17 protein-coding genes are annotated in these 16,663 nt (G+C 75.8%); 6 read left to right on the forward strand and 11 right to left on the reverse strand.

What is annotated here, in order from left to right:
• The first annotated feature begins 223 nt into the window (after positions 1-223).
• Complete coding sequence (locus SJY06_RS05825; protein ID WP_380165557.1) at positions 224-946, forward strand: GDSL-type esterase/lipase family protein; 723 nt, start codon at positions 224-226, stop codon at positions 944-946.
• 30 nt (positions 947-976) lie between these two features.
• Here SJY06_RS05825 and SJY06_RS05830 read toward each other — a convergent pair whose 3' ends face one another.
• From SJY06_RS05830 to SJY06_RS05845, 4 genes are all read right to left on the reverse strand, one after another.
• The gene (locus SJY06_RS05830) at positions 977-2,938 is read right to left on the reverse strand and encodes a diguanylate cyclase domain-containing protein (protein ID WP_380165559.1); all 1,962 of its coding nucleotides are present in this window, start codon (positions 2,936-2,938) and stop codon (positions 977-979) included.
• On the reverse strand, positions 2,922-5,111 hold the full coding sequence (locus SJY06_RS05835) for a putative bifunctional diguanylate cyclase/phosphodiesterase (protein WP_380165561.1): 2,190 nt from the start codon (positions 5,109-5,111) through the stop codon (positions 2,922-2,924). The genes SJY06_RS05830 and SJY06_RS05835 overlap by 17 nt, the downstream gene beginning before the upstream one ends.
• Position 5,112: 1 nt before the next feature.
• Positions 5,113-6,282, reverse strand: a complete 1,170-nt coding sequence (locus tag SJY06_RS05840) for an FIST signal transduction protein (protein ID WP_380165563.1) — start codon at positions 6,280-6,282, stop codon at positions 5,113-5,115.
• A gap of 111 nt (positions 6,283-6,393) precedes the next feature.
• The gene (locus SJY06_RS05845) at positions 6,394-7,305 is read right to left on the reverse strand and encodes an aminoglycoside phosphotransferase family protein (protein WP_380165565.1); all 912 of its coding nucleotides are present in this window, start codon (positions 7,303-7,305) and stop codon (positions 6,394-6,396) included.
• A gap of 24 nt (positions 7,306-7,329) precedes the next feature.
• Between SJY06_RS05845 and SJY06_RS05850 the strand changes: the two genes are divergently transcribed.
• Both SJY06_RS05850 and SJY06_RS05855 read left to right on the forward strand, forming a co-directional pair.
• A complete protein-coding gene (locus SJY06_RS05850) occupies positions 7,330-7,875 on the forward strand; it encodes a hypothetical protein (protein ID WP_380165567.1) in 546 nt (181 codons plus the stop codon).
• A gap of 484 nt (positions 7,876-8,359) precedes the next feature.
• Complete coding sequence (locus tag SJY06_RS05855) at positions 8,360-9,136, forward strand: CPBP family intramembrane glutamic endopeptidase (protein ID WP_380165569.1); 777 nt, start codon at positions 8,360-8,362, stop codon at positions 9,134-9,136.
• A 34-nt stretch (positions 9,137-9,170) separates the two neighbouring features.
• On the opposite strand, the gene SJY06_RS05860 is transcribed toward SJY06_RS05855, so the two are convergent.
• The gene (locus SJY06_RS05860) at positions 9,171-9,974 is read right to left on the reverse strand and encodes a MerR family transcriptional regulator (RefSeq protein ID WP_380165571.1); all 804 of its coding nucleotides are present in this window, start codon (positions 9,972-9,974) and stop codon (positions 9,171-9,173) included.
• Between the two features lie 78 nt (positions 9,975-10,052).
• Here SJY06_RS05860 and SJY06_RS05865 point away from each other — a divergent pair, with 78 nt between their 5' ends.
• Positions 10,053-10,421 (forward strand): nuclear transport factor 2 family protein, encoded by a 369-nt coding sequence (locus tag SJY06_RS05865; protein WP_380165573.1) that lies wholly within the window; start codon positions 10,053-10,055, stop codon positions 10,419-10,421.
• Between the two features lie 35 nt (positions 10,422-10,456).
• Here the strand turns inward: SJY06_RS05865 and SJY06_RS05870 are convergent, their stop codons facing one another.
• Genes SJY06_RS05870 through SJY06_RS05885 form a run of 4 tightly spaced genes read right to left on the reverse strand, consistent with a single transcriptional unit; the run spans position 10,457 to position 13,599 of the window.
• Positions 10,457-11,521, reverse strand: coding sequence for an ABC transporter ATP-binding protein (locus SJY06_RS05870; RefSeq protein WP_380165575.1), 1,065 nt, complete (start codon positions 11,519-11,521; stop codon positions 10,457-10,459).
• Positions 11,518-12,399, reverse strand: coding sequence for a molybdate ABC transporter permease subunit (modB, locus tag SJY06_RS05875; RefSeq protein ID WP_380165577.1), 882 nt, complete (start codon positions 12,397-12,399; stop codon positions 11,518-11,520). Before modB ends, SJY06_RS05870 begins: the two co-directional genes overlap by 4 nt.
• The gene (gene modA, locus SJY06_RS05880) at positions 12,377-13,201 is read right to left on the reverse strand and encodes a molybdate ABC transporter substrate-binding protein (protein WP_380165579.1); all 825 of its coding nucleotides are present in this window, start codon (positions 13,199-13,201) and stop codon (positions 12,377-12,379) included. The genes modB and modA overlap by 23 nt, the downstream gene beginning before the upstream one ends.
• Positions 13,198-13,599 carry a molybdopterin-binding protein gene (locus tag SJY06_RS05885; RefSeq protein ID WP_380165581.1) on the reverse strand — a complete coding sequence of 134 codons (402 nt, stop codon included), beginning with the start codon at positions 13,597-13,599 and terminating at the stop codon, positions 13,198-13,200. Before SJY06_RS05885 ends, modA begins: the two co-directional genes overlap by 4 nt.
• Before the next feature lie 178 nt (positions 13,600-13,777).
• On the opposite strand from SJY06_RS05885, the gene SJY06_RS05890 reads away from it, so the two are divergent.
• Positions 13,778-14,239, forward strand: coding sequence for a hypothetical protein (locus tag SJY06_RS05890; protein ID WP_380165583.1), 462 nt, complete (start codon positions 13,778-13,780; stop codon positions 14,237-14,239).
• An 80-nt stretch (positions 14,240-14,319) separates the two neighbouring features.
• Positions 14,320-15,036: a Crp/Fnr family transcriptional regulator gene (locus SJY06_RS05895; protein ID WP_380165585.1), complete on the forward strand. Its 717-nt coding sequence runs from the start codon at positions 14,320-14,322 to the stop codon at positions 15,034-15,036.
• 76 nt (positions 15,037-15,112) lie between these two features.
• Here SJY06_RS05895 and SJY06_RS05900 read toward each other — a convergent pair whose 3' ends face one another.
• Together SJY06_RS05900 and SJY06_RS05905 are read right to left on the reverse strand one after the other, a co-directional pair.
• On the reverse strand, positions 15,113-15,943 hold the full coding sequence (locus tag SJY06_RS05900; protein WP_380165587.1) for a hypothetical protein: 831 nt from the start codon (positions 15,941-15,943) through the stop codon (positions 15,113-15,115).
• Between the two features lie 349 nt (positions 15,944-16,292).
• Entirely contained in the window at positions 16,293-16,631 is a 339-nt protein-coding gene (locus SJY06_RS05905) for a nitroreductase/quinone reductase family protein (RefSeq protein ID WP_380165589.1), read from the reverse strand.
• Between the last annotated feature and the right edge of the window lie 32 nt (positions 16,632-16,663).

The raw sequence follows: 16,663 nt of genomic DNA on the forward strand, positions 1-16,663 counted from the left end.
CCGGGGCTGCCCGACCGTCCCACCGGCGTCTACGAGCTCCTGGTCGACGGCCGGCCGGCCGGGCGGGCGTCGGTGACCGGGGGCACGGTCGTGACGGTCGACCTGGCGACCGGGTCCGCGCAGGTGGTGGACGGCCCGCCCGGCACAATCACGTTCGAGGGCCTGGGTCCCGGGGGCAAGGACGTCGAGCTTCTGGCTGCCGCACAACGAGCAGACCGAGCTCGTGGCCCTGCGCACCGACGCCCCGGTCGAGCCCGCCGCACCGGCCGCAGGGCGGACCTGGCTGCACCACGGCAGCTCCATCAGCCAGGGGTCGAACGCCACCACCCCGACCGGCACCTGGCCCGCCGTGGCGGCCGCGCTGGCCGGGGTGGAGCTGGTCAACCTGGGCTTCGGGGGCGGTGCGCTGCTGGACCCGTTCGTGGGGCGCGTCGTCCGGGACGCCCCGGCCGACCTGATCAGCGTCAAGCTGGGCATCAACCTGGTCAACAGCGACCTGATGCGGCTGCGGGCCCTGGGCCCCGCCGTGCACGGCCTGCTGGACACCATCCGCGACGGCCACCCCGACACGCCGCTGCTCGTGGTCTCCCCGCTGCTGTGCCCCGTCCACGAGCAGACACCGGGGCCGGGCGCCTTCGACCTGGAGGCGCTGGCCGAGGGGCGGCTCGCGTTCACGGCCACCGGCGACCCGGCGCAGGTCGCCGCCGGCCGGCTGACGCTGCGGACGGTCAGGTCCGAGCTGGCGCGGGTGGTCGCCGAGCGCGCCGACGACCCGGCGCTGCACCTGCTCGACGGTCTGCGGTTGTACGGCGAGGACGACGCGGCCGAGCGGCCCCTGCCCGACCGGCTGCACCCCGACCCCGCCACGCACCGGCTGGTCGGGGAGCGGTTCGCGGCGCTGGTGTTCGGCTCCGGCGGTCCGTTCGGCCCCGACCGCGACACCTGAGCCGGCGCCCGGCGTCGGCGCCGTCGGGGGTCAGCGTCGTTGCGAGCCGGCCGTCTCCCGGACGTCCTCGGTCCCGGCGGTCCGGTCGCGGCCGCCGGCCTTGGCGCGGTAGAGGGCCTGGTCGGCCATGTCGACCAGGGTCGCCGGGTCCGCCAGCCGGGTCGGTCGGGCGCTGGCGGCGTACCCGATGCTCAGCGAGACCCGGCGCCCCGGCGGGCCCCCGAGGTGAGGGACCTCGGCCGCGCGGACGCGGGCCAGCACGCGCTCGGCCACCGTCGCCGCGCCCACGGCGTCGGTGCCGGGCAGCAGCACGGCGAACTCCTCGCCGCCGAACCGGGCGACCACGTCCCGCCCGCCCCGGACGGCGTCGGCCAGGCAGGCGGCCACGGCGCGCAGGCAGTCGTCGCCGGCGAGGTGGCCCGCCACGTCGTTGTAGGACTTGAAGTGGTCCACGTCGCACATCAGCACGCTCAGCGCCTCGCCGCTGCGCCGGTGCTCCGACCAGGCCCGCTCCAGCGCCCGGTCGAAAGCCACCCGGTTCTGCAGACCGGTCAGGCCGTCGACCAGCAGCGCCGCCTGGAGCCGCTCGTTGGCCTGTCGCAGCTGCCCGGTCCGGGCGGCGACGACGCGCTCCAGCCCGGCCGCGTGCTCGATCAGCTGCTCGGAGCGCGACAGGCTGGCCAGCGACCCCGTCAGCAGCTGCTGCAGCGCCTGCCCGGACCACCGGTCCTCCTGGTCCTGCTCGTACACCAGCAGGCCGGTCTCCTTGCCGCGGTCGGTGAGCAGGTGCACCACCAGGGTGCCGTGGTCCAGGTCCTGGCTGCGGGCCGCGGGCAGCAGCGCCTCCGGGGGGTAGGCGCAACCGTCGTCGGCCGCGGTGCCCCGTCCGTCCTGGGCGTGCAGCAGCGTCGCCTGGCCCCGCCGGGTGCGCGCGACGAACGTCCGGCGCAGCGCGGTCCGGGGGAGCAGGGCCGCCAGCTCCGAGGCCAGCTCGAAGTCGTCCGCGACGCCGAGCAGCCCCTGGTTGAGGACCAGCAGCTCCCGCAGCCGCGACAGCTCGGTCTCGGTGGCGTGGCGGCCCCGGTCCGTGGCCGGCGTCGGCGCCAGGTCGGCCGTGCTGGAGGCCCGCACGACCAGCCGCGCCCGGGTGCGGACCCGGCGGGGGATCGCGCGTCCGGCCAGCCGGCCCAGCAGGAGCCGCGCGGCGCAGCGGCCCTGCTCCACCAGGTGCTGGTCCAGGCTGGTCACCCCGGGACTGCTCGTCTCGGCGGCGGCGGTGTTGTCGAACCCCACGACGGCGACGTCCTGCGGGGTGCGCAGGCCCTGCACCCGCAGGGCGTCCAGCACGCCGAAGGCCATGTCGTCGTTCGCGGCGAACACGGCGTCGACGGGGTCGGCGCCGTCCGCGTCGACCTGGTGCAGCAGCCGGAGGGTGCGACGGTAGGCCAGCTCGCGGGAGAAGTCCGCCCGCACGAGGCGCACGGCCTCGCGCGGCAGTCCGAGCCGGACGCACTCCGCGGTGAACGCCACCTCGCGGGCGATGCCGTCGGGGTTGTCCACGATCCCGGCCACGACCAGCGGCCGGCGCCGGCCCTGCGAGAGCAGGTGGGCGGCGGCCGCCGCCGCCGCGGAGGCGTTGTCGCAGCTGACGTCGGGGACCCCCTGGTCCCCGCACCCCAGGGTGACGACCGGGACGCCGTCGGCCTGGGCGACGAGGTCACCGGCGCAGGACTCACCCGTCTCCGGGTCGACCACGGCCGTCACGGCCACGGCGTCCAGGGTGCCGGCCCGGACGACGCGGCGCAGCCACGGCTGCGCCGACGGCGAGACCGGGGGCAGGACCAGCACCAGGACCGAGGCCCCCGCGGCCCGCAGCACCTCCGTCATGCCCGTGGCCACCGGCAGGACGTAGTCCTCCACCCGGTTGACCACCAGCCCGACCCGCACCCCCCTCCGGCCCGGTCCGGCCGGACCGCTACCGGGCGACGGCACGCGGCCGGCCTGTCGTCGGGGCGTGGCCGGGACCGCCCGGGACCGGCGCCGCCGACACCCGTCCTGCGGCTCCGGCGGCGGGGGTGCGCCGCGGGGCGGGCGCGTGGTCGCGCAGGAACGCCGTGACGACGTCCACCGGCCCGGGTCGGGCGAAGTGGTAGCCCTGGGCGGTGGTGCAGCCGACCGCCAGCAGCTGGGCGACCTGATCCGGGGTCTCGACGCCCTCGACGACCACGCGCAGCGCGAAGGCCCGCGCCAGGTCCATGACCGCCTGCACGAGCTGCCGGCCGCCGGGCTCGGCGAGGCCGGTGACGAAGGACCGGTCGATCTTGAGCAGGTCCACCGACAGCCGGCTCAGGTAGCCCAGCGACGAGAAGCCGGTGCCGAAGTCGTCCAGGGCGAGGCTGACCCCGAGCGCGCGCAGGTCGGCCAGCACCTGCAGCAGCGCGGCGTCGTCGCCCACCACCAGGCTCTCCGTGATCTCGAGCACCAGGGCCTCACCGGGCAGGCCGGCGACGTCGAGGGCGGCGACGACGTCGGGGACGAAGGCCGGGTCGCGCAGCTGGTGCACGGACACGTTGACGTGCAGCAGCAGGTTCGGCTGGTCCCGTCGCCAGAGCGCGGCCTGCCGGCACGCCCGCTGCAGCACCCAGCGCCCGATCTCCACGATCAGCCCCGTGCTCTCCGCGACGGGCACGAACACCACCGGCGGCACGGCGCCGCGCTCGGGGTGCCACCAGCGCACCAGGGCCTCCACCGCGAGGGGACGACCGGTACCCAGCTCGACCACCGGTTGGTAGTGGACGTCGAGCTCGCCCCGGGCCAGGGCGTGCGGCAGGTGCGCGCGCAGCGCGAGGTGGTCGCGTCGCGCGCTGCGCATCTGGGGTCGGTAGGTGGCGGAGCGCCCGCCGCCGGCGGCCTTGGCGGTGTACATGGCCAGGTCCGCGTCACCGAGCAGCCGGTCGGCCAGGACGTCGGTGTCGACGTCGTCCCGGTCGGGCGGCGCGTGGGCGATGCCGACGGTGGCGCCGATCCAGGTGAGCTCCTGCCCGAGCGTGAACGGCTCGCGCAGGGACGCGACCAGGCGGTCGGCCACGGCCCGGACCTGGTGGGGGTCGTCCCCGTCGGCCAGCAGCAGGGCGAACTCGTCCCCGCCGAAGCGGGCCACGGTGTCCCCGGCCCGGGTGCAGTCCGTCAGCCGGCGGGCGACGGCGCGCAGCAGCTCGTCCCCGCCGGCGTGGCCCAGGGTGTCGTTGACGGCCTTGAAGCGGTCCAGGTCCACGAAGAGGACGGCCGGGTTGCGGCGGCCGCGGTCGCCGCGCAGCGCCTCGCCCAGCCGGTCGAGGAACAGCGACCGGTTGGGCAGCCCGGTCAGCGGGTCCCGGAACGCCGCGGCCAGGGCGTCCATGGCCCGGGCGTCGGTCAGGGCCATGGACGCGTGCCCGGCGAAGGTGTCGAGCAGGCTCTGCTCGGCCGTGGTGGTCCGGCCGTCGGCCGTGCCGGCGACGATCTCGCCCACGACGGCCCCGTCGACCTCGACGACCGCGCGGTGGCAGGGGCCGTCGCTCACCTCGCCCGCCCCGGTGACGATGGGACGTCCGGGGTCGGCCGCGTCCTGCAGCAGCAGCGCGACCGGCCGGTCGCCCAGCACCGAGCTGGCGCCCGCGGTGATGGCCGACAGGATGTCCGGCACGGGTTGGCGGGCGGAGATCGCCCGCTGCACCCCCAGCAGCACCTCCAGCAGGTGCTGGCGGCCGCGCTCGCGCTCGAGGGCGGCGATCATGTCCAGCGTCAGGCCCAGGGCGCCCGCCATCCCCAGCAGCAGGGTCCGGTCGCCCAGCTCGAACGGCAGCTCCGCCCGGGCCACGACCAGCCGGCCGCCGGAGCCCCGCCGCCAGGTCGCGGACAGGGTGTGCAGCGACCCGAGACCCGGCAGGTCGCAGCGGTCGCTGCCCGGGGGGACGTCGAGCAGGTGGGCCTCGGGCGGTACGTCTCGGCCGAACCCGACGTGCCCCTCCAGGCGGCCGTCCACCACGACGGCCCCCACCTCGGCGTCGAACTCCTCCGCGACCAGCTCGGCGGCCACCAGGTGGGCGGCCTGGACGCTGGGGCAGCGACCGACCGCCGTCATGAACTCGACCAGGCGGTGCGGCGACGCCTCGGGCTCGACCACGTCAGCCGAGGGCGAGCAGCACCAGGGTCGCGTTGTGCACGCCCCTGGCCCCGCTCGTCCGGGCGAACTCGCCGTAGGTGTAGAAGCCGCCCACGGGGACGCCCCCCATCAGCTCGTCGAGCAGCCGGGTCTCCGCCGCGGTGCCGTCCGGACCGAGCACGGCCCGACGAGCCACGCAGTCGAAGGCGACGACCCCGCGCGGCGCGACCCCGCCCAGGTCCCGCAGGGCCTCCGCCGCCGCGACCCGGGTGCCCTCCTGCACCGTGCCGGCGTCGCCGTCCATCAGCCAGACCGTGGTGCCCTGGGGGACGTCGCTGCACGTCAGGGTGCGCGCCTCGAAGTCGGCGCTGAGGACCGCGCGGACCTCCTCGCCCCCGGGCCGCGGCAGGCCGAAGCTGTTGCTCATCGCGATCCCGTACCAGAGCGAGGGGTCGGTGTACGCCTCCGCGGGGGCGCCGGCCAGACGCAGGTACTCGTCCAGCGCGGGGCGGTCGTCGAGGGTGTGGATGGTGCTGCCGTCGCTGCCGGTCACGACCAGCGGCCGGCCCACGCGGCGCCAGCCGTGCCCGATGCCGACGCCGATGGGGCCGGGGGAGCCGATGGCCACCCCGAGCAGCGACCCGCGGACCACCTCGCCGTCGACCAGCAGGGCTGTGGCGACCATCTGCAGCTCGTCCCCGGCGCAGCCGCCGACCAGCGCCACCGAGGCCCCGGCCACGCCGTAGGCGCCGCGCACCATGTCCGCGCGGTTGCCGGCGAAGCCGTCGCCGAGCAGCACCAGCGCCCGGTTCTCCCCGACCACCCCGTCCAGGGCCGCCGCGGCCTGCGCCCCTGCGGCGCGGGCGCCCCGGGACAGGTCACCGACCGAGACCCCGACGCTCACGCCCCCCAGGGCCACGGCGACGACCCGCCCGGACCCGGCCGTGCCCTCGCCGATCTCTCCCGACGTGGTGCAGCCGACGACCCGGGCCCCGGCCGGCGCCGTGCGGGCGGCCTCGGCGGCGACGGTCGCGAGGTCGAGGAACGGGGACACGAACAGCAGCACCAGGGCGGTGTCGCGGTCGGCGACGGCCCGGGCCACGGCGTCGGCTGCGGCTGCGGCGGGGTCCGTCATTGCGGAGGCGGCGACGCCCACCCAGCGGGTTGACGTCGTCGTCGAAGTCATGCTCATGGCTGGGGCATCGTCCGCCGTGCCGCCCCACCTGAGCCCCGGCGACCGGGCGACACCCGTGCGGACGAACGGGACGCCCTCGACGTCCCCGCAGGTCAGGGCCCAGGGGCGTCAGTCGTGCTCGGCCTCGAAGTCCGCCACGACCCGCCCGATCACGGTCCGGGCGTCCCGCGCGGCCGGCGCCTGCGGCCCGGAGCCGTCCTCGACGTGCTCGGCCAGCACGAGGGCGGCCTTCCACAGCGCCCAGCCCCGTCCGCGCGACCACGTGGCGGCGTCGACGTCGTAGCGGGCCCGGAACGCGTCCCGGGCCGGACCGTCCAGCAGGGTCCAGGCCACCACCACGTCGCAGGCCGGGTCACCCACCCCGCTGGTGCCGAAGTCGATGACGGCGTGCAGCCGCCCCCGGCGCAGCAGCAGGTTGCCCGCGGCGACGTCACCGTGGAACCAGACCGGGGCCCCGTCCCACCGGGCGGCCCGCGCGTGCTCCCAGACCCGGAGCACCCGGTCCCGGGGGAGGAGGTGACCGACGCGGTCCACGGACCGCAGGGCCTCGGCCTCGTAGGTGGCCAGCGGGCCACCGCGGTGGAAGTTGTGCGGTCCCGGCCCGGGCCCGTCCGTCGCGTCCACGCCGCGCAGCGCCACGAGGAAGTCGGCCAGGCTCGTGGCCAGGTCGACCTGGTCAGCGACCCGGGCCCGGTCGGCCCGCTCGCCGTCGATCCAGCGCCGCACCGACCACCGGAACGGGTAGCCGTGGCCGGGGTGGCCCAGGGCGAGCGGCTCCGGCACGGCCAGCGGGAGGTGGGGCGCGAGGCGCGGGAGCCACTGCTGCTCCTTGTCCACCTGCAGCCGGTAACCCTCCGCGCTGGGCAGGCGGACGCTCATGGCCCCGCCGAGGCGGAAGGTCCGGTTGTCCACCCCGCCGACGGCCACCGCTGCCACCGGCAGGTGGCTCCAGCGGGGCAGCTGGGACGCCACGAGCCGACGGACCAGCTGCTCGTCGATCCGGGGTCGGTGCTCGCTCACGGCCTGGACGCTACGGTGTGGGCTGTGCCAGCGTCCGGGCGTGCCGCAGCGGGGTCGCTGCGCGCCGTCGTGGCGAGCGCGGCCGTCGTGGGGCTGGCCGGGGCCGGGCACCTGCTCGCCGGTGGGGGGACGCCGTCGCTGCGGGCTCTGGTCCTGGCGCTGCTCGTGGTGGCGCTGCTGAGCACCTCCCTCGCGACCCGCCGGGTCACCGCCTGGCGGGCGGCGGCCGTGGTCGGTGGGGGCCAGGTGGTCCTGCACCACGCGTTCGGCTGGTCACCAGGTGACCACAAGACCGGCGGGGGCCATGACGCGCTGTTCTCGGACCCGGGCATGCTCGCCGCCCACGCCTTCGCGACGGTCGTCACGGTGGTGGCGCTGCGCCGCGGCGAGGCCGCCCTGGTCGCGCTCGGCTCCTGGGTCGGACCGCTCCGCCTCGTCCTCGCGGCCATCCTGCCGCTGGGCCCGGTCCGTCCGCTGCTGGCGGCGGGCGAGCCCGCCCCGCTCGGTGGGCCGGCCGCGGCCACCGACCCCGTCCGGGGTCCGCCGCACCTGCTCGTGCTCGCTGCCTGAACCGGCAGGAGCAGCTCGCGACGACCTAGACGGGGCCGGCCGACCGGTCGACGTCCAGGTGTTCCGCCAATTTTGGAGAATGCGCGAGAGTGTTATTCGTCATGCCATCCGCTGCTGTTTACGCACCATTCTCGATCGGCAAGAAATAGATCGCTGCGGCTATTGCCGGAGCCATTTCCTGGTGTAGCGTCTTTTGTGGTGGCGATCCGGGAGAGCAGCCATCACTCGTCCTCTGTCAGGGGAGACGGGGCCTTCGGGAAAGACGCGCGGTCCGCTCAGCCTGGGGCGGGCCGCGCGTACCTGTGCTGCTCAGGGCCTGGTCTCGACCGTGACCGGGTCCGACCTGTTTCACCCGGTCCGGGGTATGTCACGCGCCGTCCGGCGCGACGCAGAATCGCGTGGCACCGCAGCAGCCGGGACCGGACGGGGAGAACGCACGGGTACGACGCACCGGGTCGGGGTCGGTCGGGGAGCGGGGCCGCGGGTGGCGCCGTCGGTGCCGCTGGCCCTCGGGCTGATCGTGGTCTACGCCGCGGTGTTCACCGCGGTCGCGGCGAGCTCCGGCATCCCGTACGCCGACTGGTTCGCGTCCGGCTCCACCGCGTTCCGGACCGCGGTGCTGCCGCTGCTGGCCGGCGCCGTGGTCATCGTGGCGTTCCTGTGGTGGGCCCGGTGGGACTTCGTGTTCCGCGACCCGGAGCGCCTGCCGGTGCACCGGGCCTACCGCGTGGCCATGGCCGCGTTCGTCCTGGGCATCGTGGTGCACCTGGTGCTCGTCCGCTGGGACCGGCTCACCCTGGGGCTGCTGCTGGCGGTGCTGGCCGCCGGGGTGCTGGTCGGCTTCTGCGAGGAGACCTTGTTCCGGGGCGTGCTGCTGCGCAGCCTGCTCGACGGGCACCGCTCCGAGACCGCCTGCCTGCTGATCAGCTCGGCGGTGTTCGGCCTGTTCCACCTGACCAACGTCATCAACGGCTCGCCGCTGACGTCCGCGCTGACGCAGGTGGCGCTGGCGGCCGTCACCGGGGCGATCCTGTACCTGTTCCGGCGGGTGGGCGGGCTGCTGCTGGTCGGCATGGTGGCGCACGGCCTGTGGGACGTCTCGCTGTTCCTGCCCGGTGGGGGCGGCGGCAGCGCCGGGGCCCTGGTCAACGTGGCGCTGCTGGTCGTGGTGCCGCTGCTCGGCGTCGTCGCCGTGCTGGTGTCGCTGCGACGCGACCGGCAGCTCGTGGTCGGGTCGGTGCGGGCCACCGCCACGACCTGAGCCCGGTCGGTGGCACTCGTGCCGGGCACCGCCTTCACGTCCCGCCGCGGGCCAGCCGGAAGACGGGCCAGCCGATCTCCGTCCGCCAGGCCGACTTCTCGGCCGTGTCGTCGGGGCCGACGAGGTAGGTCTCGCGCACCGGCCCGGCGACGGCCAGCGCGTTGGCCACCACCCAGGCGCCGAGCCGGCCGTAGCTGACGTCGATGTCGTCGTGCTCGCCCCGGTGGGTCGTCACCGCCAGCTCGACGGCAGGCAGGGTGACCGGTCGGACCCGTCCCGCCCGCGGTGGTGACGCGGTCGGTCGGTACAGCAGCACGTGGCCGCGGCCCTGCTCGAACAGCTCGTTGTCGTAGAGCCCGCCCAACGGCCCGGTGGGCCGGCCCACCACGGCGGCCAGCTCGGCCGCGGCCCCGGCGTACCAGCCGAGCACGTCGTCGTGGGCCACGTCGTCCTCGACCGCCGCGACGGTGCTGGCCGGGACCTCGCGCAGCTCGACCTCCAGCGGGGCCGGGGCCGGCTGCAGCAGCCGGCGGAGCGAGGCCACCGCGGCCCGCGTCCGGTCCAGCTCGGACTCCAGCCGGCGCAGGTGCTCCGCGACCAGGGCCGCGCGGGCCTGCGGGTCGGCCGAGCGCAGGATCCGCTGCACGTCGGCCAGCGGGACGTCGAGCTCGCGCAGCCGGTGGATCACCTGCGCGACCGGGATCTGGTCGGCGTCGTAGTAGCGGTACCCGCTGGTGGGGTCCACGGTCGACGGCTCGAGCAGGCCTGCGTCGTGGTAGCGGCGCAGCGTGCGCACGCTCAGGTGGGTCAGTCGCGAGAACTCGCCGATCGCCAGCACCCCCGAACTCTGCACCCTCCCCCGGGGAGAGGGTCCAGCGGTTGACCTGCTCGTCGCGGGAGGCCGGACCCTGGTGGCATGACGAACCCCACCCCCCCCCCGTCCACCAGCATCCCGCCGGACGAGCTGCCGACCGCCGTCCGAGGCTTCCTCACCGCGCACGCGGTGCACGACGTGGCCGGCGCCCTGGCGCACCTGGCCCCCGACGCCGTGGTCACCGACCAGGGCGAGACCTTCCGCGGCGCCGAGGAGGTCCGGCGGTTCCTGCGGCAGGCGGGCAGCGAGTTCACCTACACGACCGAGCTGGTCGGCGCCGGGCGCGCGGGGGAGGACCGGTGGACGGCGGCCGTCCGCATCGAGGGCGACTTCCCCGGCGGGGTCGCCGACCTGACCTACCGCTTCGAGCTGCGTGGCGCCCTGGTGGCGGAGCTGCACATCGGGCCGTGACGGTGCCGACCCCCCGACCCGCCGACCGGCCGCCCTCAGCGGGGGTAGGCGTGGATCTCGGTCGCCTTGACGCTCGCCCAGACGTCCTGCCCGGGCTGCAGCCGCAGCTCGGCGACGGCGGCGGTCGTGACGTCGGCGAGCACGGGTGGCGTGGCGTCGAGGCGGACCCGGGCGGTGCTGCCGTGGTGCTCGAGACCGGCGACCCGACCGGGCCAGGTGTTGCGGGCCGAGCCCTCGGGGCGGTGCCGGTGCAGGGCCACCGCGGCGGGCGGGTAGGCGAGGAACACCGCGCCGTCGGTGGGCTGGGCGGTGTGCAGGGTGCCGCCGTCGACCAGGTCCACCGTCGTGCCGCGGCTGCTGCCACGGTGCAGGTTGAGCCCCACCAGCTGCGCGACGTACGGGGTGCGCGGGGTGCGGGCCAGCTCGGCGGGGGTGCCCTGCTGCACCACCCGGCCGGCCTCCAGGACGACGATGCGGTCGGCCAGGACCATGGCGTCCAGGGCGTCGTGGGTGACCAGCACGGTGCAGCCCGCGTACCCGCCCAGGTGGTGGGCGAGGTCGGAGCGGATGCCCGGGCGGGTCGAGGCGTCCAGCGCCGACAGCGGCTCGTCCAGCAGCAGCAGGTCGGGGTCGGTCACCAGGGCCCGGGCCAGGGCGATGCGCTGGGCCTGGCCGCCGGACGTCCGCCCCGGTCGCGACCCGCCCAGGTCGTCCAGGCCGACCCGGTCGAGCCAGCCGCGGGCCTGCTGCCGCGCGGCCCTCCGGCCGACGCCCCGGGCCCGCAGGCCGAAGGCGATGTTGTCCAGGACGCTCAGGTGGGGGAACAGCAGGTAGTCCTGGAACACCATCCCCACGCGTCGGTCGCGGGTGGCGGTGAGGTGGCCGGCGCGGGGGTCGTCCACGGTGCGCCCGCCGAGCCGCACGTGCCCGTCGCTCAGCGGCAGCAGGCCGGCCAGGGCGGCCAGCGCGGTGGACTTGCCGGCGCCGTTGGGGCCGAGCAGCGCGACGACCTCGCCGGGGGCGACGGGCAGGGGCAGGTCGAGGCGGAACGGGCCGCGCTCGACGAGCAGGTGGGCGTCCAGGCCGACGTCGCCGGTCACCGCACGGTCCCGGTGACCCAGCGGTCGCGCAGGCTGGCCAGGACCAGGACGGACACGGCGAGCAGCACGAGCGACAGCACGATCGCGGCCTCCGGGTCGGTCTCCAGGGCCAGGTAGACCGACAGCGGCATGGTCCGGGTGACCCCGGGGAAGTTGCCGGCGAACGTGATCGTCGCGCCGAACTCGCCCAGGGCGCGGGCGAAGCAGAGCACCGCACCCGCGGTGACCCCCGGGGCGATCAGGGGCAGCGTGACGCGATGGAAGACGGTCCAGCGGGAGGCACCCAGGGTGGCGGCGGCGTCCTCGTAGCGGCGGTCGGCGCCGCGCAGCGCACCCTCGACGGCGATGACCAGGAACGGCAGGGCGACGAAGGCCTCGGCGATGACGACGGCCGCGGTGGTGAACGGCAGCGTGAGGCCGAACCACAGGTCCAGCGACTGACCGAGCAGGCCGCGGCGGCCCAGCAGCAGGAGCAGCGCGACGCCGCCCACCACCGGCGGCAGGACCAGCGGCACGGTGACCAGCGCCCGCACCAGACGTCGGCCCGGGAACTCGGCCCGGGCCAGCAGCCACGCCAGCGGCACGCCCAGCACGAGGCAGATGAACGTGGCCAGGCTCGCGCACAGCAGCGACAGGCGCAGCGCCTGCCCGACCTCGGGGCTGCTCAGCTGCTGGGGCAGCGTGGACCAGGGGGCCCGGGCCAGCAGCGCGACCAGGGGCAGCAGCAGGAACGCCAGGCCCAGCAGCGCCGGGACGAGCAGGACGGCGGGCAGGCCGCTGCCCCGGCGCCCGCCCCGACGGTGGCGACGGGCCAGGCGCCGCTGCTGACGGCGGTCGGGTGCCGCCGTCAGCCGGTCAGGGGGTGCCGAAGCCGGCATCGGTGAGCACCTCGAGGCCGTCCTCCGACAGCACGTACGCGACGAACGCCTGCGCGGCACCGGGGTTCGGTGCCTCGGACAGGACGGCGATCGGGTAGTCGTTGACGGCCCCGTCCGCCTCGGGGACGTCGATACCCGTGACGGCGTCGCCCGCGGCGATGACGTCGGTGCGGTAGACCAGCGCCGCGTCGACCTCGCCCAGCTCGACCTTGCTGAGCGCGGCGCGGACGTCCTGCTCGAGGGTGTCCGGGGCGGGGGTGAGCCCGGCGGCCTCGAAGACGGTCTGCGCCGCGGCGCCGCAGGGCACCTCGACCGCGCACAGGGCGATGGTCCGGGCCTCGTCGGTGAGGTCCACCAGGCCGGTGACGTCACCCGGGTTGTCCGGCGGGACGGCGATCTGCAGCGTGTTGGTGACGAGCACCGTCGGCTCGCCGTCGGTCCCGCCGGCGTCCACGACCGTCTGCATGGTGGCGGGGCTGGCGGCGGCGAAGACGTCGGCCGGGGCGCCCTCGTTGACTTGGGTCGCCAGCGCGGAGCTGCCCGCGAAGCTGAACGTCACGGTGACGTCGGGGTTCGCGGCCATGAACCCCTCGCCGAGCCGGGTGAAGGTGTCCGTGAGCGACGCGGCGGCGAACACGGTCACGTCCCCGGACACCGCCGCCGCGGCGTCGTCGCCCGTCCCGGCGCTCGCCGCGGTCGCCGTCCCTCCGCGGTCGCCGCAGGCGGTCAGCAGCGCGACCAGCAGCAGCGGGGCGCCGACGGCCACCGGCCCCGTGCGGTGACGGTGCGGGTCGCGGATCACGTGGGCGGCACCTCGACCACGACGTTCGTCGCCTTGACGCTGGCCACGGCCAGGCAGCCGGGCTCCAGGCCCAGCTCGTCGGCGGCCTCCCGGCTCATCAGCGACACCAGCCGGAACGGCCCGGCCTGCATCTCGACCTGGGCCATGACGGTGTCGCGGGTGACCTTGGTGACCAGGCCGCGGAGCTGGTTGCGCGCCGACACCGTGGCCCCGCCGGTCCGCTCGTGACCCGTCGCCAGGGACTGGGCCAGGGCGGCGAGCTCGACCCCGGGCACCACCTGACGGCCGTTGGGCCCGCGGACGATGCTGACCCGGCCGGCCTCGGCCCACCGGCGCAGCGTGTCGTCGCTGACCCCGAGCAGGTCCGCGGCCTCCCCGACCTTGAACTCGTTGCCCACGGGGCGGTCCTTTCCGCAGATACGGGTGAAGCAGCGTCACGGTAACGCATGTGCGGGACGGCTGGCTCTGTCTGCGGGAACGCGCCCCGACTGTGTGCCAGCACACAGTGCCGACCGCGAGGCGTTCCTACCGTCGACGGCACGGGCGCGAGTGCCGCCCACGGAAGAGGTGAGAACGATGACGGCAACCACGGCACCTGGGACCGCGTCCTCGGTCGTGTCGCTCCGCTCGGTGCCGCTCGGCATCGTGGGCGGCCTGGCCGGCGGGGTCGCCTTCGGGCTGATGATGCAGCTGATGGGCATGCTCGGGATGGTGGGCATGCTGGTCGGGACGGAGTCCCTGGCCGTCGCCTGGCTGGTGCACCTGGCGATCTCCGCGGTCATCGGGGCGGGCTTCGGCCTCCTCCTCGCGCCACGGGTCAGGGGCCTCGGGCTCGGGCTCGGCCTGGGTGCGGCATACGGGCTGCTGTGGTGGGTGCTGGGGCCGCTCCTGCTGATGCCCGCCGCCATGGGCATGCCGGTGCTCACCGTCGACGCGGTCGCGGGGCAGAGCCTGCTGGGGCACCTGCTGTTCGGTCTGGTCCTGGGCGCCGTCGTCGCCCAGTCCCGTCGCCGCGCCCCCGGGCCCGTGCGCGGCTGACGTGACCCGCGCCGCCCGTGCGCCGGCCCTCGCGCGCGGGCGGCGGGAACCGGCTCGGCGGACCGTCGTACCGTGACGGCGTGACCCAGCCCGGAGCGGCCCGTCAGCCCGTGTTCTGCCTCGACGAGGTGGAGATCCTCCAGGACCTCGACCCGCAGGAGATGGCGGGCATCGCGGCCCGCGCCCCCATGCGCACCCTCCGGCGGGGCGGTCTCGTGTGGTCGCCGGCGGACGGTCGCGAGGTCCTCTACATCGTCAAGTCCGGCCGGGTCCGGCTGGTGCGGTCGGGCGCCGACGGGCGCACCATGACCCTGGCGGTGCTCGGCCCCGGCGCCCTGTTCGGGCAGATGCGTCTGCTCGGGCAGGACATGAGGTCCAGCAGCGCCGAGGCGTTCGAGGACGTGGTGCTCTGCCAGATGAGCGAGTCGGACGTCCGCGCCCTGCTGCTGTCCGACCTGCGGGTGGCCGCCCGCATCACCGAGGGCTTGGGGCGGCGGCTGGCGGAGGTCGAGCAACGGCTGGCCGACACCCTGCTCAAGACCGCGCCGCAGCGGGTCGCGGCGACCCTGGCCACCCTCGCCGGGGCTGCCCCGACCACCCTGCGCCTGGCCGGGCCCCGCGGTCACGAGGTCCGACTCACCCACGCCCAGCTCGCCGACCTGGTCGGCACGACGCGCGAGACCACGACCAAGGTGCTCGGGGACCTGCAGGTGAGGGGAGTGGTCGCGCTGCGGCGGGGCCGCGTCGTCGTCCTGGACGTGGCGGGGCTCCTGCGGCTGGCCGACGAGCCGCTCTGACGACGCGACGAGGGCGGGACAGCCTCGGCTGCCCCGCCCTCGTCGCGGTGCGGTGGGGGTGTGGACCCCCGCGGGCTCAGCCGGTGAAGGACGCGCGGCTGGAGACGGGCGTGGCGACCGGGGCGTCACCGGAACCGGCACCCGCGCCGGTACCGCCGTCAGCGGCCCCGCCGTCGGTGGCGTCCTCGTTGCACTCCAGCGCGATCTGGGTCAGCAGGTCGAGCAGGCGCTCGATGTCGAGCTCGTCCAGGTCGCCCAGGATGGCGTCCAGGTCGTCCTCGAGCTGCGCGTCGAGCGCCTCGATCTCGGCCTCGGTCGCGGCGACCTCCTCCTGCACGGCGACCAGGGCCGCGGCGGCCTCGGCCACGGCGGCCTCGGCCAGCGGCACGGCGTCGGTGGCGATGACCAGGGCCGCCTCGGCCTCGGCCAGCAGCTCCTCGGCCTCGGTCAGCGCCGCCTGCGCCGCCTCGATCTCGTCGGCGTCGCCACCGTCCTCCGCCTCGGCCAGCGCGGTCTCGGCGTCGGAGACGGCGGTCTGGGCCTCGGTGACCGCGACCTCCGCGAGGTCGCGGACGCCCTCGACGAGCTCGAGCGCCTCGGCGGCGTCCTCGGCCTCGCCGGCCGCCTCCTGCTCCTGCGTCGACAGGGTGTCGAGCTCGTCGAGCAGCGCGTCGTAGGACTCCTCGTAGGCGAGCAGCAGCGCGTCGAGCGCGTCCTCGTCGAAGTCGGGGTCGATGTCGACGTCCCCGAACTCGTCCTCGAGGGTGTCCACCAGGGCGACGCACTCCGACGACAGCGCCGGGGCGGCGCTGACCGGCGAGGCGCCGAGCAGGAACACCCCGGTGACGCTGAGCGTGGTGGCCGCGGCGGCGGCGACGAAGGGGGTGAGCGAACGACGAGAGAGCATGAACCGTCCTTGGATAGGCACCAGGAAGGAACCGAACCCCGGTGCCCCCCGAGCCCACCGTCGGTGGGCCACGCAGGATGTCTAGCAGGCCCGGCGCGGCCGGGGCCAGGAAATCACGCGACCCGTCGTCGCAGGTCAGCCCCGCGAAGGCTCCACCGCATCTGCGCACGGCGACATCGCATCCGCCGGGGCGCCCCTCTCGCGGGTGTGTCTCCATCATGCCGTCCCCAGCGGGGATCGTCCGTGGACGTCGGGAAGCGCGGTCGCTGCCCAGGGGGGCTGCAGTCAGCTGGTCGAGAGGGGCGATGGCCATGCCCGTGCTGATGCGGCGGACTGGCAGCACCCGGGGCTACGACGGACGGTCGAACGAGATGCGCATCAGGCGGCTGCGGGCCCAGTCCTCGAGCCGGGTCGGCCGGATGGTGCCGGGGTCGTGCGGTTGGTTGAGGTCGGCCACGATCGCGGTCAGCACGGCCTGACGCTCGGTGGGGTCGGTGACGGGTGTGGCCTGGGCGGGGAGGTCCGCACGGACCCCGTTCTTGAGGTGGAACGTGAAGCCGGGGTCGGCGAGCAGGTTCGCGTGCCAGTCGGTGGCGGCACCCCCCGCGCCGCTGCACAGGTAGGTGACTCCGGCGGCCCGGTAGAAGAAGATCTCGATCCGGCGCGGGCGCCCGGTCCGGCGTCCCACGGTCGTGATGTCGATGATGCGTTCCCTGGTGC

Source organism: Jannaschia sp. R86511, assembly GCF_042466345.1.
Taxonomy (GTDB): Bacteria; Actinomycetota; Actinomycetes; order Actinomycetales; family JBBAYJ01; genus Aquipuribacter.